Below are 19946 nucleotides of genomic sequence, written 5' to 3' on the forward strand. Positions count from 1 at the left end.
TACCCTTGGCCGGTGAACCTTTTCCGTCACCGGCTCAGTGGTGTGCCCGCCCTTGTTCTGCTCTGCGCCGCCGTGGGCTGCTCATCGGCAGACGACGGCGCGTCGGCCGCGGTTCCCAGCCCCACGACGAAGGTCGCGCGCCTGTGCCGGAACCTGGACGAGGCACTGCCGTCGAAGGTGGACGGTATGGACCGCCGGGATCCCGAGCCCGCCTCCGCGCTGACCGCGGGCTGGGGGAACCCGGCGATCATACTGCGCTGCGGTGTTCAGCGGCCGCCGAAGATGGTGGATCCGAAGGTGGCCCAGGGCGCCGACCCGGACGCGGTCGCGGGCGGCGTGAACGGCGTCGACTGGCTGATGGAGAAGAGGGACGGCGGGGGGTACCGGTTCACCACCGCCGGTCGCCGCGCCTATGTCGAGGTGACGGTGCCGGAGGGGACGGACAGTTCGTCGGCGCTGATCGACCTGGCGTCGGCCGTCAAGAAGGCGATCCCCGAGGGGATCGCCGACTGAGAACTACCGCAGTCCTGTGGACCTGCGAAGTGCTGCCTGGATCAGGCGGTCCACCAGTTCCTCGTAGGTGATTCCGCTCGCCTGCCACATCGCGGGGTACATCGAGATCGGGGTGAAGCCCGGCATCGTGTTGATCTCGTTGATGACGAACTCACCGTCCTCGGTGAGGAAGAAGTCCGCGCGGACCAGTCCCTCGCAGGAGGCGGCCTCGAAGGCGTCCACCGCGAGCCGCTGGACCTCGGCCGTCTCCTTCGGGGTGAGCGGGGCCGGGACGATGCCCGGGGTCGAGTCGATGTACTTCGCCTCGAAGTCGTAGTACGCGTGCGCGTCCGGCGGCGGGATCTCGGCCGGCACGGAGGCCCGCGGGCCGTCCTCGAACTCCAGGACGCCGCACTCGATCTCACGGCCCCGCAGCGCCGCCTCGACGAGGATCTTCGGGTCGTGGCGCTGGGCCTCGGCGATCGCCTCGTCGAGCCCGGACAGGTCGTCGACCTTGGTGATGCCGATCGAGGAACCCGCGCGCGCGGGCTTCACGAACAGCGGCCAGCCGTACTCGCCGGCGAAGTCAACGATCTTCTTGCGGGCGGCGGACTCGTCCTGCTGCCACTCGCGCGGCCTGATCACCACGTACGGGCCGACCTTGAGCCCGAAGGAGGTGAACACCCGCTTCATGTACTCCTTGTCCTGGCCGACGGCCGAGGCGAGCACGCCCGAGCCGACGTACGGGACACCGGAGAGTTCCAGGAGACCCTGCAGGGTGCCGTCCTCGCCGTAGGGGCCGTGCAGGACGGGGAAGACGACGTCCACCTCACCGAGCGCCTTGGGCACCGATCCCGGCTCGCTGTAGACGACTTCGCGGTTGGCGGGGTCGACGGGGAGCACCACGCCGCCCTCCCGCGACTCGGCGAGCGCGTCGATGTCCGGCGTACGGCGGTCGGTGATCGCCATGCGCTCGGGGTCGTCGGCGATGAGGGCCCACCGGCCGTCCCGGGTGATACCGATCGGCAGGACCTCGTACTTGGTCCGGTCGATCGCCCGGAGGACGGCTCCTGCGGTGACCACGGAGATCCCGTGTTCGGAGCTGCGGCCACCGGACACGACGGCCACTCGCGGCTTGCGAGGCGGCTGCTCGGGGCTCTGGGGGAGGTTCTCGGTGCTCATATCGGCATGAGAGTACCCGGTGGTAGGGCCGGGAGTCAGCGTCCACCCGCCGGGTTCGCTCAGCGTCGTTCGGGCTTCGCGCTGCGCGACATCAGTTCCTTGAGCGCGACCAGGGGAGGCTTGCCCTCGTGGACGATGTCCACGACCGTCTCGGTGATGGGCATGTCGACGCCGTGCCGGCGGGCCAGATCCGCCACGGACTCGCAGGACTTGACGCCCTCGGCGGTCTGCTTGGTGACCGCGATGGTCTCCTGCAGGGTCATGCCCCTGCCGAGGTTGGTGCCGAAGGTGTGGTTGCGGGACAGCGGCGAGGAGCAGGTCGCCACCAGGTCGCCCAGACCCGCGAGTCCGGCGAAGGTGAGCGGGTCGGCGCCCATGGCGAGGCCGAGGCGGGTGGTCTCGGCGAGGCCGCGGGTGATGAGCGAGCCCTTGGCGTTGTCGCCGAGCCCCATGCCGTCCGCGATGCCGACGGCCAGACCGATGACGTTCTTCACCGCGCCGCCCAGCTCGCAGCCCACCACGTCGGTGTTGGTGTACGGGCGGAAGTACGGGGTGTGACAGGCGGCCTGGAGGCGCTGGGCGACGCCTTCGTCGGTGCAGGCGACCACGGCCGCGGCCGGCATGCGGGAGGCGATCTCCCGGGCCAGGTTGGGGCCGGTGACGACGGCGACCCGGTCCTGGCCGACCTTGGCGACGTCCTCGATGACCTCGCTCATCCGCATGGTCGTACCGAGTTCGACGCCCTTCATCAGCGAGACGAGGACGGTGCCGGGGGCGAGCAGCGGGGTCCAGTCGGCGAGGTTGGCGCGCAGCGTCTGGGAGGGGATCGCGAGGACGGTGAAATCGGCGTCCCGGGCGGCCTCGGCGGGGTCGGCGGTGGCACGGAGGTTCTCGGGGAGCTCGACGCCGGGGAGGTAGTCGGGGTTGGTCCGGGTGGAGTTGACCGCGTCGGCGAGCTCCGGGCGGCGCGCCCACAGCGTCACCTCGCAGCCCGCGTCGGCGAGGACCGTGCCGAAGGCGGTACCCCAGGATCCGGTGCCGAAGACAGCCGCCTTGACGGGCTTGCTCACTTGCTCTTCTCCCCCTCATGACTGGACTGCGCGGCGATTTCCGCCTGGGTACTGGACTGCGCAGCGGTTTCCGCCTGGGTCCGGCGCCGCTGTTCGATCCGCTCGCGGCGCGGGTCGTACGGCGTCTTCGGCGCCTTCTCGCCGCGGATCTCCTCCAGCTGGCGGGTGATGGCGGCCATGATGACCTCGGTGGCCTCCTTCAGGAGTTCCGGGGTCATCTCCCTGTCGTAGAAGCGCGTCAGGTCCACGGGCGGGCCGGCGAGCACGTGGTGGGTCTTGCGCGGAAGAAGGTTGAGCTTCTTGGCGTACGGCGGCAGCAGTTCGTTGGCGCCCCACTGGGCGACCGGGATCACCGGGCACTTGGTCTGCAGGGCGACGCGCGCGGCACCGGTCTTGGCGGTCATGGGCCACTGGTCCGGGTCCCGGGTGATGGTGCCCTCGGGGTAGAACGCGACGCATTCGCCGCGCTCCACGGCGTCGATCGCGGCCCGGAAGGCGCTCAGCGCGTCCGTCGACTCGCGGTAGACGGGGATCTGCCCGGTGCCGCGCATCGCGGCGCCGACGAACCCCTCCTTGAACAGCGCACTCTTCGCGAGGAACCGCGGCACTCGTCCGGTGTTGTACTGGAAGTGCGCGTACGCGAAGGGATCGGCGTGCGAATTATGGTTCACCGCGGTGATGAATCCACCATCGGCGGGAATGTGCTCCATTCCACGCCAGTCCCGCTTGATCAGAACCACCAGCGGCGGTTTGCAGAGGACCGCTGCGAAGCGGTACCAGAAGCCGATTCTCCGGCGGGGCACACGGACACCTTCCTCTAGGACTTCCCTGGCTTCCCTTCGGGCCTGGGGCCGCACAAGTGTCGCCCCGGGCCGCCGGTCTGTCGAGAACACCGTACGCCCGGCCGCCCGACCGGCGGATGGGCCGGGTGACAATGGCCGCGAGAAGAGAGGGACGGTACGCCGTGCAGTGGACCTTGGTCATACCCCTGAAGCCCTTGGCGCTGGCCAAGAGCAGGCTCGCGGACACCGCCGCGGACGGGCTGCGCCCGGGTCTCGCCCTCGCCTTCGCCGAGGACACGGTGGCGGCCGCGCTGGCCTGCGCCGCGGTAGGGGATGTGGCGGTCGTCACGGACGACACGCTGGCCGCGCGCACACTGGCGGCGCTGGGGGCCGGCATCGTCCCCGACGAGCCCCGCGCGGGCCTTAACGCGGCTCTGACGCACGCGGCGGCAGTCGTACGGCGATCAGGTCCCGAAACTCCGGTGGCGGCCCTCAACGCCGATCTGCCGGCCCTGCGCCCGCTGGAATTGGCCCGGGTCCTGGACGCGGCCGCGGAATTCCCGCGCGCTTTTCTTCCGGACGCGGCCGCAATCGGCACGACACTTCTCGCGGTCTCCCCCGGCCGTGAATTGCTCCCCGCATTCGGCCCGGATTCCCGCGCCCGGCACCGCGCCTCGGGCGCCGAGGAACTCCGTCTCACGGCGGTGGATTCCGTACGCCAGGACGTGGACACCGGCGACGACCTGCGGACGGCCCTGGCGCTCGGCGTGGGACCCCGGACGGCCGCCGCGGCCGCGCGACTGCTGGGTATCGGGCAGTAGGCTGCGACCATGCAGGCCACCGCATACACGTACGACGCCGACACCCGCAGTGGGCAGGTGCTGCTGGACGACGGCACCCCGGTGCCCTTCGACGCGCCGGCGTTCGACGCGGGTGGGCTGCGGTTGCTGCGGCCGGGGCAGCGGGTGCGGATCGAGACCGAGGGCGAGGGGGACGCCCGGCGCATCACCCTCGTCACCCTGCACACGTTCTGAGCACGGGGCCGAACACGCCGCGGGCCGGACTCCGAGAGGGAGTCCGGCCCGGCGCGTGAGTGCCCTTGCCGCCGTTGGTGTCCTACGACTGGCTGCTGCGGGCCGTGGCCTTCTTGGCGGTGGTCTTGCGCGCGGTCGACTTCTTGGCCGGGGCCTTCTTGGCCGTCGCCTTCGTCGCCGGGGTGGTCTTCTTCGCGGCGGCGGTCTTGGCGGTGCTGGTCTTCTTGGCGGCCGCCGTCGTCTTCTTGGCGGTCGTCTTCTTCGCGGTGGCCGCGGTCTTCTTCGCGGCCGCCGTCGTCTTCTTCGCGGGGGTGGTCTTCCTCGAGGCGGCCGCCTTGGTGGTGGCCTTCTTCGCGGCGGCCTTCTTGACCGTCGCCGAGGCGCCACCGGTCAGGCTGCCCTTGGGGGCCTTCTTGACGGCGACCTCGCCACCGCGCGGCAGCTTCTTGGAGCCGCTCACCAGGTCCTTGAAGCCCTGGCCTGCGCGGAAGCGCGGGACGGACGTCTTCTTGACCCGAACCCGCTCGCCCGTCTGGGGGTTGCGAGCGTAGCGGGCCGGCCGGTCGACCTTCTCGAACGAACCGAAGCCGGTGACCGAGACCCGGTCACCCGCGACGGTCGCGCGGACGATGGCGTCCAGGACCGCGTCGACCGCGTCGGCGGCCTGCTGGCGGCCGCCCAGCTTGTCGGCAATCGCTTCTACGAGCTGCGCCTTGTTCACGTCTTCCCCTTCGGAGACATCGCCAGAACGAAAGTGTTCAAGCTTTTTCGCACGTTAGGCAGATATATACCGCAAATCAAACACGAAACGGGCTAATCACCCTTGTGCCGCAACGAACTCGGCTGCTTTGGAGGCGATCAACGCTTCTCTTCGGGCATTCGCCCCTCGTCGAGGTCCGTCATAAACCGCTCCAGCCGCCTTGTCGCATCGGCGAGATCGTGCTTGGCCGCGGCCGTAATGACCAGCAGCTTCCGGGTCAGCGCCATCCGTACGCCCTCCGGGACTTGCAGTGCGCGCACCGCTGCGTGCGCTTCCTTGAGCTGGTTCGCGACCGCCGTATAGAGCTCGAGTTGGCCGTCGTGTTCCATGCACAGATTGTGCCATCTGGGGCGAGTTGTCGCCCGCCCAGGGGGCAACTGCCGCCTCAAACGGCCGTCCGGGCACCGACGGAGGCCACGTCCACACAAGGCGCGTACCCCGACAACCACCGGCCTAACGTGGGAAGTTGGGAGGAACGGCGAAGGTTCACCGGTTCGCACGGCCCCAGACACGGCTGTACCCCCGATCGGGTCGATCGGGGGTACAGGAGGGATGTGAGGGTGGCCGAAACTCGCCTTGCCCCCGGGGCTCCGGCTCAGATCTGGAGCGTCCTCGGCTTGTACGTCGGACGCTTGGCCTCGTACGCGGCGATGTCCGCCTCGTTCTGGAGGGTGATGGAGATGTCGTCCAGCCCGTTCAGCAGCCGCCAGCGGGAGTTCTCGTCCAGCTCGAAGGAGGCCGTGATGCCCTCGGCGCGCACCTCACGCGCCTCAAGGTCCACAGTGACCTCAGCAGTGGGGTCCTTCTCCGTGAGCTCCCACAGCGCGTCCACGATCTTCTGCTCCAGCACCACCGTGAGCAGGCCGTTCTTCAGCGAGTTGCCACGGAAGATGTCGGCGAAGCGGGACGAGATCACGGCCTTGAAGCCGTAGTTCTGCAGCGCCCAGACGGCATGCTCACGGGAGGAGCCGGTGCCGAAGTCGGGGCCGGCGACCAGGACGGTCGCACCCTGCCGCTCGGGGCGGTTGAGGATGAAGCTCCCGTCCTTGCGCCAGGCCTCGAACAGACCGTCCTCGAACCCGTCCCGAGTGACCTTCTTGAGCCAGTGAGCAGGGATGATCTGGTCGGTGTCGACGTTGGAGTGGCGCAGCGGGACGGCCCGGCCGGTGTGCGTGGTGAATGCTTCCATGACTGATCAGACTCCAGCGGGCGTACGGGTCTCGGCGTCGGACAGGTCGGCCGGGGAGGCCAGGTGGCCCAGGACGGCCGTGGCGGCCGCGACCTGCGGCGACACCAGGTGCGTACGACCGCCCTTGCCCTGCCGGCCCTCGAAGTTGCGGTTGGAGGTGGACGCGGAGCGCTCACCGGGGGCCAGCTGGTCGGGGTTCATGCCCAGGCACATCGAGCAGCCCGCGTGCCGCCATTCGGCGCCGGCCTCCTTGAAGACCACGTCCAGGCCCTCGGAGACGGCCTGCAGACCGACCCGCGCGGAGCCGGGAACGACCAGCATGCGTACGCCGTCGGCGACTTTGCGGTCCTTGAGGATGTCGGCGGCGGCGCGCAGGTCCTCGATGCGGCCGTTGGTGCAGGAGCCTACGAAGACGGTGTCCACCTTGATGGAGCGCAGCGGCTGTCCGGCCTCCAACCCCATGTATTCCAGGGCCTTTTCGGCGGCGAAGCGCTCCGAAGCGTCTTCGTACGAAGCCGGGTCGGGGACCTCGGCCGAAAGCGGCGCGCCCTGGCCGGGGTTGGTGCCCCAGGTGACGAACGGCGAGAGCGAGGCGGCGTCGATGTGCACCTCGGCGTCGAAGACCGCGTCCTCGTCCGTCTTCAGCGTCTTCCAGTACTCCACCGCCGCGTCCCAGTCCTCGCCCTCGGGAGCGTGGGCGCGGCCCTTGATGTACTCGAAGGTCGTCTCGTCGGGGGCGATCATGCCCGCGCGGGCGCCGGCCTCGATCGACATGTTGCAGATGGTCATCCGGGCCTCCATCGAGAGCTTCTCGATGGCGGAGCCGCGGTATTCGAGGATGTAGCCCTGGCCGCCACCGGTACCGATCTTGGCGATGATCGCCAGGATCAGGTCCTTGGCGGTGACGCCCTCGGGCAGCTCGCCGTCGACCGTGATCGCCATGGTCTTGGGGCGGGCCAGCGGCAGCGTCTGGGTGGCCAGCACATGCTCGACCTGCGAGGTGCCGATGCCGAACGCCAGCGCGCCGAAGGCGCCGTGCGTGGAGGTGTGCGAGTCGCCGCAGACGACGGTGGTGCCCGGCTGGGTCAGCCCGAGCTGCGGACCCACCACGTGCACGACACCCTGCTCGACGTCACCGAGCGGGTGCAGCCGCACGCCGAACTCCGCGCAGTTCTTGCGCAGCGTCTCCAGCTGCGCGCGGGAGATCGGGTCGGCGATCGGCTTGTCGATGTCGAGGGTCGGGGTGTTGTGGTCCTCGGTCGCGATGGTGAGGTCGAGACGACGCACCTGGCGGCCGTTCTGACGCAGACCGTCGAAGGCCTGGGGGCTGGTCACCTCGTGCAGCAGGTGCAGATCGATGAAGAGGAGGTCGGGCTCGCCCTCGGCGCGCCGGACGACGTGGTCGTCCCAGACCTTCTCCGCGAGTGTCCTACCCATCGCTTTCCCTCCGGCCGGCAATGACGCACCGGCCCAACTAGAGATCTTGTGGAGGCGACGCCCACGGCCCCTGTTCCCGGGCACCCGCCGCCAGGCCCGCTGGTCTCCGGGCCGCCATGCATCCAAGGGTTGCGCGTCTCACGGAAAAATGAACTTGCGTTTCACAGAGTGAGACGGGAATATCGTTTCATGGACAACAGTAGCGGCGTGGGCGTTCTGGACAAGGCAGCCCTTGTCCTGAGCGCCCTGGAGTCCGGTCCGGCCACCCTCGCGGGACTGGTCGCGGCCACCGGGCTCGCACGACCAACGGCCCACAGACTGGCCGTGGCCCTGGAACACCACCGCATGGTGGCACGTGACATGCAGGGCCGTTTCATCCTCGGCCCCCGCCTCGCGGAACTGGCGGCGGCGGCCGGCGAGGACCGCCTCCTCGCCACCGCGGGCCCGGTGCTCACGCACCTGCGGGACGTCACCGGCGAGAGCGCGCAGCTCTACCGCCGCCAGGGCGACATGCGTATCTGCGTCGCCGCGGCGGAACGCCTGTCCGGCCTTCGGGACACGGTCCCGGTCGGCTCCACGCTCACCATGAAGGCCGGCTCCTCGGCGCAGATCCTCATGGCCTGGGAGGAGCCGGAGCGCCTGCACCGCGGCCTTCAGGGCGCCCGCTTCACGGCGACGGCCCTGTCGGGCGTACGACGCCGGGGCTGGGCCCAGTCCATCGGCGAGCGCGAGCCGGGCGTCGCGTCGGTCTCCGCGCCCGTACGCGGCCCGTCCAACCGCGTGGTTGCCGCCGTGTCCGTCTCCGGCCCGATCGAGCGCCTCACCCGCCACCCGGGCCGCATGCACGCCCAGGCGGTCATCGACGCGGCGGCCCGCCTGTCGGAGGCCCTGCGCAGGACGGGCTGAGCCGCCCTCTCACGAGCACACTCCCGGAAAAGAGCCGGCCCCGACGCCGCGGCAGGCTCTTCGGGACCGGCTCAGGCTTTCCGCTCCGACCGGTACGCGTACCTGTCCTCCGCGTACCGCCCCCTCTGCTCCAACGGCACCTGCCCGTGCGCCGCCGCGAGCCCGAACGCCGGCATGTCCCCGTAGACCGCCTCGTACGACCCCTCCGGCACGACATACGCCTCGTGCCAGATCCCCACGTGCCCGCGTACCTTCCCGCCCTTCTCCAGGCGGTTGATCCTCGCCCACACCCGATGATGGAACGCGTCGGGCGCGCTCGCGTACGCGTAGAGCTTCTCTTTGGACTCCCAGTACTGGACGACGTAGTACGTGCGCGGCGAGGCCGTCAGCAGCACCCGGGAGAGCAGCCCCCGGCTCGGCTCCTTCTTCAGCTCCGCCAGCATCCGCAACATCGCCAGCATCACCGGCACCCACTGGTGCACGGCCCAGAAATGGTTGACCCTCATCCCGATGAGCAGGACGACCACGTCACCCTGCGCATCCGCGGTGGTACGGCTGACTGCAGACATGTTTGGATAGTGGCGCTGACCAAGAAGGGGCGCAAGGGATGCGACTGGCCGAGCTGAGCGAGCGCAGCGGGGTCGCCACGGCGACGATCAAGTACTACCTGCGCGAGGGCCTGTTGCCGCCCGGCCGCCAGATCAACACGACGACCGCCGAGTACGACGAGGAGCATCTGCGCCGGTTGCGGCTGGTGCGGGCGATGATCCAGGTGGGCCGGATCCCGGTGGCGACGGTCCGGGAGGTCCTCGGGCACGTCGACGACGACTCCCTGGGCCGTACGATCCGCCTCGGCGCGGCCCTGTGGGCGCTGCCCCAGGTCCCGGAGCCGGACGCGGAGGACGAGCACGTACGGGCCGCCCAGCAGGAGGCGGACGAACTGCTGCGCACGCTGGGGTGGGCGAACGCCCGCCTGCTGACCACCGTCTCCCCCGCGTACCGTTCGCTCGTGGTGGCCGTGGCCGCGCTGCGCCGCCTCGGCTACGACTGGAACGCCGAACTGCTCGTGTCGTACGCCCGGTTGATGCACCAGGCCGCCGTGCTCGACCTGGACTTCGTGGAGACGCGGGAGTCGGAGGCGGAGCGGATCGAGACGGCGGTGCTGGGCGCGATCCTCGTCGAGCCGATGCTGCAGGCACTGCACCGGCTGGCCCAGGAGGAGGAGTCGGCGCGGCGCTACGGCTTCGCGTGAGACGTGAGACCGGACACGGGAGAAGGCCCTCCGCCGAAGCGGAGGGCCTTCTGTGACGTACCCCCGACCGGATTCGAACCGGCGCTACCGCCTTGAGAGGGCGGCGTGCTAGGCCGCTACACAACGGGGGCGTTGGACGCTGCGTTTCCGCAGGTCCGAGCTGGTCTACCTGGACTCGAACCAAGACTAACTGAACCAGAATCAGTCGTGCTGCCAATTACACCATAGACCAATGTGGTTTAGACCAGTCGTACCCCCGACCGGATTCGAACCGGCGCTACCGCCTTGAGAGGGCGGCGTGCTAGGCCGCTACACAACGGGGGCCCTAGCGGTTCCGAACCGATCGGAACCAGTACCCCCGACCGGATTCGAACCGGCGCTACTGCCTTGAGAGGGCAGCGTGCTAGGCCGCTACACAACGGGGGCTTTGCAGATGAGCTCTGCGAGCTGGCCTACCTGGACTCGAACCAAGACTAACTGAACCAGAATCAGTCGTGCTGCCAATTACACCATAGGCCACTGGAACGCAAGCCCCGGAGGGGATCTTGTTCTAGTTTGCTCCCCCGGGTTCCGGCCTTTCGGCCCGCTCCCCGGCGGCGCAGGAAGAACATTACCCGAAGGTGGACTGCGCTCCAAAACGGGTATCCGGGGCGAGGATCGCGGGCAGTTCGGCGAGGGTGGCGATCCGGTGCCGTCCGGGCGTCACCTCGACGGCCGCCGTACCGCCGTACCGATCGATCCACACCGAGAGCAGGCCGGCGTCGGCGGCGCCCCGTCCGTCGATCTCCGGGTGGTCGCCGACGTAGGCGACTTGGTGCGGGGCCAGCTCCAGGGCGTCGCAGGCGGCGAGGAAGGCGGCGGCCTCCGGCTTGGACACACCCAGTTCCGCCGCGCACAGGATGGTCTCGAAGCGGTCGTGCACCCCGAGGACGCGCAGCTTGTGGTCCTGGACGGTCAGGCTGGAGTTGGAGAGCACCGCGTGCCGGTGGGTGGCGGCGAGGGCGTCCAGCACGGGCAGGACGTCCGGGAACAGCGCCCAGGCGGCCTCGTAGTGCGTGCGGTACCGCAGGAACCAGTCGTCGGCCTCGTCGTCGGTGAGCCGCGCGCCCAGGAACACCCGCACCCGGTCCCGGCGCTGCCCCTCGAACGTGACCTCCCCCGCCGAGAACCGCGCCCACTGCTGATCGGTGACCTCCCGCCACCGGGCGAGAGCCTGCTCCGCGGTCCCGAACCCGGCCATCAGCCCCTCGGCGACCAGATGCGCCCGCATGCCCTCCCGGTCCGCGGTCGTGTAGTCGAAGAGAGTGTCGTCAACGTCCCAGACCACGGCGCGAATGCTCATGATCCGACGGTAACGCGGAGGTGACCGCGCTGTCCGGGGGACGGCGAAGGGGCGGCACCCGAGTCCACCGGTGCCACCCCTCACGCATGTCCCGGCGTTATGCCGCGAGCTTCGCCAGCGCCGCGTCGACGCGGGCCAGCGTCTTCTCCTTGCCCAGGATTTCCAGGGACTCGAAGAGGGGCAGGCCGACCGTGCGGCCGGTGACGGCGACGCGGACCGGGGCCTGGGCCTTGCCGAGCTTGAGGCCGTGGGCCTCGCCGGCGGCCAGGACGGCCTCCTTGAGCGACTCCGGGGACGTCCAGTCGGCCGACTCCAGCTTCTCGCGGGCCGTGCGCAGCAGCGCGTCGCTGCCCTCCTTCATCGCCTTCGTCCAGCTCGGCTCGTCGAAGACCGGCTCGGCGAGGAAGAGGAAGTCGACGTTGTCGGTGATCTCCGACAGGACCTTCAGGCGGGTCTGCGCGTGCGGCGCGATCGCCTGCCACTTGGTCTCGTCGAAGTCCTCCGGCGCCCAGGGGGCGAACGGGGCCCCGAGCCAGGGGCGGCAGCGCTCCGTGAAGTCCTTCACGTCCAGCAGGCGGATGTGGTCGGCGTTGATCGCCTCGCACTTCTTCAGGTCGAAGCGCGCCGGGTTGGGATTGACGTCCGCGATGTCGAAGGCGGCGACCATCTCGGCCGTCGTGAAGATGTCCTGGTCGGCCGAGAGCGACCAGCCGAGGAGGGAGAGGTAGTTGAGGAGGCCCTCGGGGAGGAAGCCGCGCTCGCGGTAGAGGTTGAGCGACGACTGGGGGTCGCGCTTCGACAGCTTCTTGTTGCCCTCGCCCATGACGTAGGGGAGGTGGCCGAAGTGCGGGATCCGCTGGGCGATGCCCAGTTCGATCAGCGCCTTGTAGAGGGCGACCTGGCGCGGGGTCGAGGAGAGCAGGTCCTCGCCCCGCAGGATGTGCGTGATCTCCATCAGCGCGTCGTCGACCGGGTTCACCAGGGTGTAGAGCGGCGCGCCGTTCGCACGGACGATGCCGTAGTCCGGGACGTTCTCCGGGGTGAAGGTCAGCTCGCCGCGGACCAGGTCCGTGAAGGTGATCGTCTCGTCGGGCATGCGGAAGCGGACGATCGGGGTGCGGCCCTGGGCCTGGTACTCCGCGACCTGCTCGTCGGTCAGGTCACGGCAGTGGCCGTCGTAGCCGGACGGCTTGCCGGCGGCGCGGGCGGCCTCGCGACGGGTGTCCAGCTCCTCCTGGGAGCAGTAGCAGTGGTAGGCGTGGCCGGCGGCGAGGAGCCTCTCGGCCACGTCGCGGTAGATGTCCATCCGCTGCGACTGGCGGTACGGCGCGTGCGGGCCGCCGACCTCGGGGCCCTCGTCCCAGTCGAAGCCCAGCCAGCGCATCGAGTCCAGCAGCTGGTTGTACGAGTCCTCGGAGTCGCGGGCCGCGTCGGTGTCCTCGATACGGAAGACCAGGGTGCCCTGGTGGTGCCGGGCGAACGCCCAGTTGAACAGGGCGGTGCGGACCAGGCCCACGTGGGGGTTACCGGTGGGCGAGGGGCAGAAACGGACACGGACTGCTGGGGCGGATGCGCTAGCCACGCTTGACAACCTTGTTGGTGAGAGTGCCGATGCCTTCGATGGTGACGGCGACCTCGTCGCCGACAGCCAGGGGGCCGACCCCTGCCGGGGTGCCCGTGAGGATCACGTCGCCGGGGAGCAGCGTCATGGCCTCGGTGATGTTGACGATCAGATCCTCGATGGAGTGGATCATCTCGCTGGTGCGGCCGAGCTGGCGCTGCTGGCCGTCGACCGTGAGCTGGATCGTGAGGTCGGACGCGGTGGCGAGGTCCAGGTCCGTCTCCACCCAGGGGCCGAGCGGGCAGGAGGTGTCGAAGCCCTTGGCCCGCGCCCACTGCTTCTCGCGCTTCTGGACGTCCCGCGCGGTGACGTCGTTGGCGCAGGTGTAGCCGAAGATCACGTCCGCCACGCGTTCGCGCGGGACCTCGCGGCACATACGTCCGATGACCACCGCGAGCTCGGCCTCGTGGTGCAGTTCCTCGGAGAACGCCGGGTACTGGATGTCGTCGCCGGGGCCGATCACCGAGGTGGACGGCTTGAAGAAGGCGAACGGGGCGTCGGGCACCTCGTTGCCCAGCTCGCGCGCGTGCTCGGCGTAGTTGCGGCCGAAGGCCACGACCTTGTTGGGCAGGACGGGCGGGAGCAGCCGGACCTTGCTCAGCGGCACCTTCGTACCGGAGAGCTCGTGGTCCGCGAACGGGATGCCCTTGATGATGTCGAGGACGAGCTCGTCCGGCTTGTCGCCCTCGACCGCGCCGAAGGCGACGTTGCCGTCGATGGAGAACCTGGCGATGCGCACGGGTTGGTTGGCCCCTTGACTGAGCTGGCTGGAGTGTGACGCTCCAGGCTAACGCGGAAGGGCGCCCCCGGCCGGGGACGCCCTTGACATCCGTGGGGGCCGCTTTGAGTATTCGGCGGCCGGTTTCCGTTCTACTCGGTGACGGAGGCCGCGACCGGGGCCTCCATGAGGATGGTGCGCTTGGGATTGGCAGTCTGGGCGGGGAGTTCGACGGAGTGCTCCGGCTGCTCCGGGAGCTGCAGTTCGTCGGCGTCCTTGAGGTGCGCCAGCGTCGTGCGCTGCGGGTTGGCGATCCTGTGGAACATCGTCGTCGTCTTCACTGTTGTACTGGGCCCTGTCTGCTCGGGGGTCGGCTTGTCGGTTTTGCCATCTCTGTAAAGCGTCAGGCTAAACATGCGATTCCCGGGGAAGGCGTGAAGGCCTCATGATCACCGTGTGAGTTTGCTCACGAACTGACAGTCAAAACGGTCAATTCACACCGGCGGCCGACCATCGAGCGACCGCAACGAAACGGGCATTATGCCCATGAAGCGCCCATTCCGCTCCTGATCATGGCGACTGGGACACCCGCCACCCTCCGGCGCTTCGCACGCTTATGCCCGCTTTATTCGGGATCAGTTTCTACGTCCCGTAACGTCGCCCTCACAAGCTGTCACGCATGTCACAGCCCGGCCAACACACCTTGTTGGAGGTCCGGCACTGTGCTGGAATCTCACGGACCGCCGCAGGATCGAGCCGGCGCACCGGGGCGCACAAGCGCCGAGTGGCGGCGAGATAGGGGGAACCAGCGGCCGGTCACTCCCCGACCACCCGAAGGGCGTAATTCAGGGCGCCCCTCAAATCGCCGACACCGTCCTTCCGTTCATCCGGAAGGGCGCCTGGTCCAGAGGTTGCGACGCTAGTGCAGGGACGTTTCAAGAGGGATGGCAGTGCTTCGGCGGAGCCGGAGCCGCACGGCGGGACTGCCCCCAGCAATGGCAGCTCCTCGCCCCAGCACGCCCAGAACCCGGGCCCGGCCCCGTCCGGCGACGGCGGTGAGCGCCCCGGGCGCCCCGGCGCGTCCGCGTCGCCGAGCCCCCTTACCCCGACTCCGACGGTCAAGCCCCCGGCCGGCCCCCCCGGCCCCGGCCCGCGCGTGGCGCTGCGCAACTGGCGCATCTCCACGCGTCTGGTGGCGCTGCTGACCCTGCCGGTGGTCGCGGCCACCACGCTGGGCGCGCTGCGCATCAACCAGTCCATGGACGACATCAAGCAGCTCGACAACATGAAGCTGCTGACGGACATGACGAAGCAGGCCACCGAGCTCGCCGTCGCCCTCCAGGAGGAGCGCGACCGCTCGGCCGGACCGCTGGCGCACGGCACCAAGGCGACCGACTTCGGCATCAAGGGCTACCGGACCAAGACGGACCGGTCGGTGACCGCCTTCCAGGACGCCTCCGAGGAGATCAACACCGCCTCCAAGGACGGCAACCTCCAGGGTGTCCGCGACAGCCTCATCGGTCTCCTCGCCGACCTGGCCAACCTCCAGAAGATCCGCTCTACCGCCTACACGGAGAAGGACAACTCCTCCCAGACGGTCGACGCCTACCACCAGCTCATCACCAAGCTGCTGGACCTCTCGCAGGACATGGCCCAGGCCACCAGCAACCCGGAGATGATCCAGCGCACCCGCGCGCTGGCCGCCTTCTCGAGCGCCAAGGAGTTCGCCTCCGTCCAGCGCGCCGTGCTCGCGGCCGCCCTCCCGGCGAACCGCACGACGTACGGCGACCTCTCCAACAACGACCGCCAGTACGGCGCGGCGGCGTTCGACAACGAGGACTCCGAGCTCTCGAGTTTCCGCAGCATCTACGGCGACGACGGCGCCGAGGAGCTGCTGAAGCCCATCGAGCAGAACAACCCGGTGATCGAGGAGTCGGACACCTACGCCTCCCGCGCGTTCGCCTCCGCCAGCGGTCTGACCTCGCAGGACCAGCGGTCGTACCAGGACTGGATCGACGACTCGACCACCAAGATCCGTCAGATGAACAACATCGAGCACACGCTGCTCGAGCAGATGGAGCAGAAGGCGCGTGAGCTGCGCGCCGAGTCGGAGCGCGAGGCGATCATCTCCGGTGCGCTCATCCTGCTCGTGCTCGGTGTGTCGCTGGTCGGCGCGTTCATCGTCGCCCGCTCCATGATCCGCTCACTGCGCCGGCTCCAGGAGACCGCCACCAAGGTCGCCCAGGACCGGCTGCCCGAGCTGGTCAAGCAGCTCTCCGAGTCCGACCCGCAGGACGTCGACACGTCCGTGGAGTCGGTCGGTGTGCACTCCCGGGACGAGATCGGCCAGGTGGCCGCGGCCTTCGACGACGTGCACCGCGAGGCCGTCCGCCTCGCCGCCGAGCAGGCCCTGCTGCGGGGCAACGTCAACGCGATGTTCACCAACCTCTCGCGCCGCTCCCAGGGTCTGATCCAGCGCCAGCTCTCGCTCATCTCCGAGCTGGAGTCCCGCGAGGCCGACCCGGACCAGCTGTCCTCGCTCTTCAAGCTCGACCACCTCGCGACGCGTATGCGCCGTAACGGTGAGAACCTCCTCGTCCTCGCGGGTGAGGAGCCCGGCCGCCGCTGGACCCGTCCGGTCCCGCTGGTCGACGTGCTCCGCGCCGCCGCGTCCGAGGTGGAGCAGTACGAGCGCATCGAACTGGCCTCCGTGCCGTCCACCGAAGTGGCCGGCCGGGTCGTCAACGACCTCGTGCACCTCCTCGCCGAGCTGCTCGAGAACGCCACCTCGTTCTCCTCGCCGCAGACCAAGGTCAAGGTCACCGGTCACGCGCTGCCCGACGGCCGCGTCCTGATCGAGATCCACGACACCGGTATCGGTCTCTCCCCCGAGGACCTCGCCGCGATCAACGAGCGGCTCGCCTCGCCGCCCACCGTGGACGTGTCGGTCTCCCGGCGCATGGGCCTCTTCGTGGTCGGTCGTCTGTCGCAGCGCCACGGCATCCGCATCCAGCTGCGCCCGTCCGACTCCGGCGGTACGACCGCGCTGGTCATGCTGCCCGTGGACGTCGCCCAGGGCGGCAAGAAGCCCCAGCCCAAGCCCGGTCAGGGCGGTGCCGCGGGCGGTCCGGCCGCCGCGCAGGCCGCCGCAGGCGTTGCCGCCGCGCGTCGCCAGAGCGGTCCGCAGGGCGGTGCGCTCGGCGCCGGTGCCCCGGGCGGTGGCGGTGCCCTCGGCTCGGGACAGGGCGGCAACGGCCGGCTCGCCCCGGGGCAGGGTCCCCGGGCCGCGCTGCCCGGCCGTGACGGCGGTGGCCGTCCCGGCCAGCCGCCGCGCGGGCCGCAGTCCCCGGCGTCGCCGCAGCAGGGCCGTCCGGCTCCGGCCGGTGCGGGCGCCGGCTTCGGCGGTCAGGCGCCGGGCGCGCCGCAGGGTCTGCAGAGCGCCGGCACCGACGGCCAGGGCCAGGACCTCTTCGGCGGCGGACGCGCGCCGCGCAAGAACAACAACGGCGAGCAGCGTGGCCGTCAGCCGCAGCTTCCGCCGCGCGGCGGTCCGCGCGCGGAGCTGCCCGGCGGCAACCCGCAGCCGCGCGTGACCAGCTGGGGCGACGAGAACGCCCAGCCGCCGGTGCCGCGCACCCCGCTGGACGCCCCGCGCGGCCACGAGGAGCCGGACGTCGCGCAGACCTCGAGCATGCCGCGCATCGACGACCTCCGGGGTCCCGGCTCCACCGCCGAGATACCGCGCTTCGACGATCGTCAGGGTCCGGCCGGTCCGGCCGACTTCAGTGCGAACGGTCTGCAGGGCACGGGCCAGTTCCCGGCCGTGGGCGGTCCTCAGGGCCGCAACGGGCGGCTGGACAGCGGCCAGTTCCAGCGCCCGGGCACCAGCGCCCCGCAGGACAACGGCTTCACCCGGTCCGACGTCTTCGGCACGCCGGGCGGGCAGAACGCCCCGGCGAACCCGAACCAGTTCGCTCCGCAGGCGTACGACAACGGCTCCACCGGCCAGTTCGGCACGCCCGGTTACGACAGCTCCTCCACCGGCCAGCACGCGCTGCCCGGCCGCCAGGACCCGTCGTCCACGGGACAGTTCGAGCGTCCCCAGAGCAACGGGGCCGGCGGTTACGGCACCCCGCAGCCGCCGGTTCCGCCGCGTCCCGCGCAGCGGCCCGCCGAGGGCCGAGGGCCGGACGACGGGTGGGCACTGCCGCCGGCCCCGGGTCCGGGCGACGGCCGCACCCCGCTGTACGACACCCTGGAGACCAACTGGTTCCACGGTCAGCAGCAGGGCGGTCCGGCTCCGCAGCAGCAACAGCCGCAGGCTCCGGCCGCTCCGCAGCGCCCCGCTCCGACCGGTCCCACCAGCGCCTCGTGGCGCACCTCGCCGAACGACGAGCTCGTCCGGCAGGCCGAGCGCGTCCGGCAGCCGGCCGCGGGCGGCGTCACCACTTCCGGTCTGCCGCGCCGGGTGCCCCGGGCGAACCTCGTCCCGGGCACAGCTCAGCAGCAACAGCACCAAACCGGTCCGCAGGTCTCGCGTGCGCCTGACGACGTGCGCGGACGGCTGACCAATCTTCGTCGGGGCATCGCGCAGGGTCGTCAGGCCGGCAACGGTCAGACCGGCAGTTTCCCGAGCCCCACTCACCCGCAGGAGCGTTAGTTGAGCCAGATGAGCCAGGCGGCACAGAACCTGAACTGGTTGATCACCAACTTCGTGGACAACACCCCCGGGGTGTCCCACACCGTCGTCGTGTCCGCCGATGGGCTCCTGCTCGCGATGTCCGAGGGTTTCCCGCGCGACCGTGCCGACCAGCTGGCGGCGGTCGCGTCGGGGCTCACCTCGCTCACGGCCGGTGCCTCCCGGATCTTCGAGGGTGGCAGCGTGGCCCAGACGGTCGTCGAGATGGAGAGAGGATTCCTCTTCCTCATGTCCGTCTCGGACGGCTCTTCCCTGGCCGTGCTCGCACACCCCGAGTGCGACATCGGCCTCGTCGGCTACGAGATGGCGCTGCTGGTCGACCGCGCGGGCGCGGTCCTCACCCCAGACCTGCGCGCCGAGCTCCAGGGCAGTCTGCTCCACTGACCCGCCCCGGTACCACCCACCTCACGAATTCACCGTCCGGCCGACACACTCCCCCCACCGGCCTCGACGGACGGCACGACTGACCGAGAATGCTGTCCCGCCCGGAGGATCCATGACCCCGCCCACCGCCCATCATGATCCGTACGCGGAGCCGTACGGGGATGAGGGCGACCAGCCGCTGGTGCGTCCCTATGCGATGACCGGTGGCCGGACCCGGCCGCGCTATCAGCTCGCCATCGAGGCGCTGATCAGCACGACGGCCGACCCGGCAGCGCTCATGGGGCTGCTCCCGGAGCACCAGCGCATCTGCCATCTGTGCCGCGAGGTGAAGTCGGTCGCCGAGGTCTCGGCACTGCTCGCCATGCCCCTGGGTGTGGCGCGGATCCTGGTGGCGGACCTCGCCGAGGCCGGTCTGGTGGCCATTCACCAGCCGGGCGGCGACGAGAACAACGGCGGCGCTCCGGACGTGACGCTGCTCGAAAGGGTGCTCAGTGGACTTCGCAAGCTCTGACGGAGGCCGGGCCACCACTTCCGCGAAGATCGTGGTGGCGGGTGGCTTCGGCGTGGGCAAGACCACGTTCGTGGGAGCGGTCTCCGAGATCAACCCGCTGCGTACCGAGGCCGTCATGACGTCCGCTTCGGCGGGCATCGACGACCTCACCCACACCGGGGACAAGACCACCACCACGGTGGCCATGGACTTCGGCCGTATCACCCTGGACCAGGACCTGATCCTGTACCTCTTCGGTACGCCCGGCCAGGACCGCTTCTGGTTCATGTGGGACGACCTGGTGCGCGGCGCCATCGGCGCCGTGGTGCTCGTGGACACCCGGCGGCTGGCCGACTGTTTCCCGGCGGTGGACTACTTCGAGAACAGCGGTCTGCCGTTCGTCGTCGCCCTCAACGGCTTCGACGGTCAGCAGCCCTACCAGCCCGAAGAGGTGCGCGAGGCGCTGCAGATCGGTCCGGACACCCCGATCATCACGACCGACGCGCGGCACCGCTCGGATGCCAAGAGCGCGCTGATCACACTGGTTGAGCACGCGCTCATGGCGCGACTGCGGTAACTTTCAAGTAC

21 protein-coding genes and 5 tRNA genes are annotated in these 19946 nt (G+C 70.0%); 9 read left to right on the plus strand and 17 right to left on the minus strand.

Annotated elements, in window-relative coordinates; all coding sequences use genetic code 11:
- The first annotated feature begins 12 nt into the window (after positions 1 to 12).
- Positions 13 to 513 carry a DUF3515 domain-containing protein gene (locus ACIBVL_RS32355; RefSeq protein WP_399102724.1) on the plus strand — a complete coding sequence of 167 codons (501 nt, stop codon included), beginning with the start codon at positions 13 to 15 and terminating at the stop codon, positions 511 to 513.
- A gap of 3 nt (positions 514 to 516) precedes the next feature.
- Here the strand turns inward: ACIBVL_RS32355 and ACIBVL_RS32360 are convergent, their stop codons facing one another.
- From ACIBVL_RS32360 to ACIBVL_RS32370, 3 genes are read right to left on the minus strand one after another with little or no spacing between them, the layout of a single operon-like run.
- Positions 517 to 1674 (minus strand): D-alanine--D-alanine ligase family protein, encoded by a 1158-nt coding sequence (locus ACIBVL_RS32360; RefSeq protein WP_399102726.1) that lies wholly within the window; start codon positions 1672 to 1674, stop codon positions 517 to 519.
- Positions 1675 to 1733: 59 nt separating this feature from the next.
- Positions 1734 to 2744 (minus strand): NAD(P)H-dependent glycerol-3-phosphate dehydrogenase, encoded by a 1011-nt coding sequence (locus ACIBVL_RS32365; RefSeq protein ID WP_399102728.1) that lies wholly within the window; start codon positions 2742 to 2744, stop codon positions 1734 to 1736.
- Positions 2741 to 3547, minus strand: coding sequence for a lysophospholipid acyltransferase family protein (locus tag ACIBVL_RS32370; protein WP_399102730.1), 807 nt, complete (start codon positions 3545 to 3547; stop codon positions 2741 to 2743). Before ACIBVL_RS32370 ends, ACIBVL_RS32365 begins: the two co-directional genes overlap by 4 nt.
- Before the next feature lie 161 nt (positions 3548 to 3708).
- On the opposite strand from ACIBVL_RS32370, the gene cofC reads away from it, so the two are divergent.
- On the plus strand, positions 3709 to 4347 hold the full coding sequence (cofC, locus tag ACIBVL_RS32375; RefSeq protein WP_399102733.1) for a 2-phospho-L-lactate guanylyltransferase: 639 nt from the start codon (positions 3709 to 3711) through the stop codon (positions 4345 to 4347).
- Positions 4348 to 4356: 9 nt separating this feature from the next.
- Complete coding sequence (locus ACIBVL_RS32380) at positions 4357 to 4560, plus strand: hypothetical protein (RefSeq protein WP_399102735.1); 204 nt, start codon at positions 4357 to 4359, stop codon at positions 4558 to 4560.
- An 82-nt stretch (positions 4561 to 4642) separates the two neighbouring features.
- On the opposite strand, the gene ACIBVL_RS32385 is transcribed toward ACIBVL_RS32380, so the two are convergent.
- From ACIBVL_RS32385 to leuC, 4 genes are all read right to left on the minus strand, one after another.
- Complete coding sequence (locus tag ACIBVL_RS32385; RefSeq protein WP_399102736.1) at positions 4643 to 5281, minus strand: HU family DNA-binding protein; 639 nt, start codon at positions 5279 to 5281, stop codon at positions 4643 to 4645.
- 137 nt (positions 5282 to 5418) lie between these two features.
- Complete coding sequence (locus tag ACIBVL_RS32390) at positions 5419 to 5649, minus strand: hypothetical protein (RefSeq protein WP_399102738.1); 231 nt, start codon at positions 5647 to 5649, stop codon at positions 5419 to 5421.
- 266 nt (positions 5650 to 5915) lie between these two features.
- Positions 5916 to 6509, minus strand: a complete 594-nt coding sequence (gene leuD / locus ACIBVL_RS32395; protein WP_399102740.1) for a 3-isopropylmalate dehydratase small subunit — start codon at positions 6507 to 6509, stop codon at positions 5916 to 5918.
- 6 nt (positions 6510 to 6515) lie between these two features.
- Positions 6516 to 7946, minus strand: coding sequence for a 3-isopropylmalate dehydratase large subunit (leuC, locus tag ACIBVL_RS32400; protein WP_399102742.1), 1431 nt, complete (start codon positions 7944 to 7946; stop codon positions 6516 to 6518).
- A gap of 189 nt (positions 7947 to 8135) precedes the next feature.
- Here leuC and ndgR point away from each other — a divergent pair, with 189 nt between their 5' ends.
- Positions 8136 to 8852, plus strand: a complete 717-nt coding sequence (gene ndgR, locus ACIBVL_RS32405) for an IclR family transcriptional regulator NdgR (protein ID WP_015036427.1) — start codon at positions 8136 to 8138, stop codon at positions 8850 to 8852.
- A 71-nt stretch (positions 8853 to 8923) separates the two neighbouring features.
- Here the strand turns inward: ndgR and ACIBVL_RS32410 are convergent, their stop codons facing one another.
- Positions 8924 to 9421 (minus strand): DUF4188 domain-containing protein, encoded by a 498-nt coding sequence (locus ACIBVL_RS32410; RefSeq protein WP_399102743.1) that lies wholly within the window; start codon positions 9419 to 9421, stop codon positions 8924 to 8926.
- A 38-nt stretch (positions 9422 to 9459) separates the two neighbouring features.
- Here ACIBVL_RS32410 and ACIBVL_RS32415 point away from each other — a divergent pair, with 38 nt between their 5' ends.
- On the plus strand, positions 9460 to 10104 hold the full coding sequence (locus tag ACIBVL_RS32415) for a MerR family transcriptional regulator (protein WP_399102745.1): 645 nt from the start codon (positions 9460 to 9462) through the stop codon (positions 10102 to 10104).
- A gap of 58 nt (positions 10105 to 10162) precedes the next feature.
- On the opposite strand, the gene ACIBVL_RS32420 is transcribed toward ACIBVL_RS32415, so the two are convergent.
- The 9 genes from ACIBVL_RS32420 to ACIBVL_RS32460 form a co-directional block, all read right to left on the minus strand.
- Positions 10163 to 10235: transfer RNA gene (locus tag ACIBVL_RS32420), tRNA-Glu, on the minus strand.
- Positions 10236 to 10264: 29 nt separating this feature from the next.
- Positions 10265 to 10336, minus strand: a tRNA-Gln gene (locus ACIBVL_RS32425).
- A 19-nt stretch (positions 10337 to 10355) separates the two neighbouring features.
- Positions 10356 to 10428 (minus strand) — tRNA-Glu (locus tag ACIBVL_RS32430).
- A 29-nt stretch (positions 10429 to 10457) separates the two neighbouring features.
- Positions 10458 to 10530 (minus strand) — tRNA-Glu (locus ACIBVL_RS32435).
- A gap of 21 nt (positions 10531 to 10551) precedes the next feature.
- Positions 10552 to 10623, minus strand: a tRNA-Gln gene (locus tag ACIBVL_RS32440).
- Between the two features lie 91 nt (positions 10624 to 10714).
- Positions 10715 to 11446 (minus strand): HAD family hydrolase, encoded by a 732-nt coding sequence (locus ACIBVL_RS32445; protein ID WP_399102747.1) that lies wholly within the window; start codon positions 11444 to 11446, stop codon positions 10715 to 10717.
- Between the two features lie 97 nt (positions 11447 to 11543).
- Positions 11544 to 13028: a glutamate--tRNA ligase gene (gene gltX, locus ACIBVL_RS32450; RefSeq protein ID WP_399102750.1), complete on the minus strand. Its 1485-nt coding sequence runs from the start codon at positions 13026 to 13028 to the stop codon at positions 11544 to 11546.
- Positions 13021 to 13806: a fumarylacetoacetate hydrolase family protein gene (locus ACIBVL_RS32455; protein ID WP_399102751.1), complete on the minus strand. Its 786-nt coding sequence runs from the start codon at positions 13804 to 13806 to the stop codon at positions 13021 to 13023. The genes gltX and ACIBVL_RS32455 overlap by 8 nt, the downstream gene beginning before the upstream one ends.
- A gap of 131 nt (positions 13807 to 13937) precedes the next feature.
- Complete coding sequence (locus tag ACIBVL_RS32460; RefSeq protein ID WP_399102753.1) at positions 13938 to 14126, minus strand: hypothetical protein; 189 nt, start codon at positions 14124 to 14126, stop codon at positions 13938 to 13940.
- 581 nt (positions 14127 to 14707) lie between these two features.
- Between ACIBVL_RS32460 and ACIBVL_RS32465 the strand changes: the two genes are divergently transcribed.
- The 4 genes from ACIBVL_RS32465 (at position 14708) to ACIBVL_RS32480 (ending at position 19935) form a co-directional block, all read left to right on the plus strand.
- Positions 14708 to 18445 carry a nitrate- and nitrite sensing domain-containing protein gene (locus tag ACIBVL_RS32465; RefSeq protein ID WP_399102754.1) on the plus strand — a complete coding sequence of 1246 codons (3738 nt, stop codon included), beginning with the start codon at positions 14708 to 14710 and terminating at the stop codon, positions 18443 to 18445.
- Positions 18446 to 18454: 9 nt separating this feature from the next.
- Positions 18455 to 18868 (plus strand): roadblock/LC7 domain-containing protein, encoded by a 414-nt coding sequence (locus ACIBVL_RS32470; protein WP_003993189.1) that lies wholly within the window; start codon positions 18455 to 18457, stop codon positions 18866 to 18868.
- A 112-nt stretch (positions 18869 to 18980) separates the two neighbouring features.
- Positions 18981 to 19379 (plus strand): DUF742 domain-containing protein, encoded by a 399-nt coding sequence (locus ACIBVL_RS32475; protein WP_009190816.1) that lies wholly within the window; start codon positions 18981 to 18983, stop codon positions 19377 to 19379.
- On the plus strand, positions 19360 to 19935 hold the full coding sequence (locus tag ACIBVL_RS32480; RefSeq protein WP_030793795.1) for an ATP/GTP-binding protein: 576 nt from the start codon (positions 19360 to 19362) through the stop codon (positions 19933 to 19935). The genes ACIBVL_RS32475 and ACIBVL_RS32480 overlap by 20 nt, the downstream gene beginning before the upstream one ends.
- The last annotated feature ends 11 nt before the right edge of the window (positions 19936 to 19946 follow it).

Origin of the sequence: Streptomyces sp. NPDC049687, assembly GCF_044465285.1 — a bacterium.
Lineage (GTDB): Bacteria > Actinomycetota > Actinomycetes > Streptomycetales > Streptomycetaceae > Streptomyces.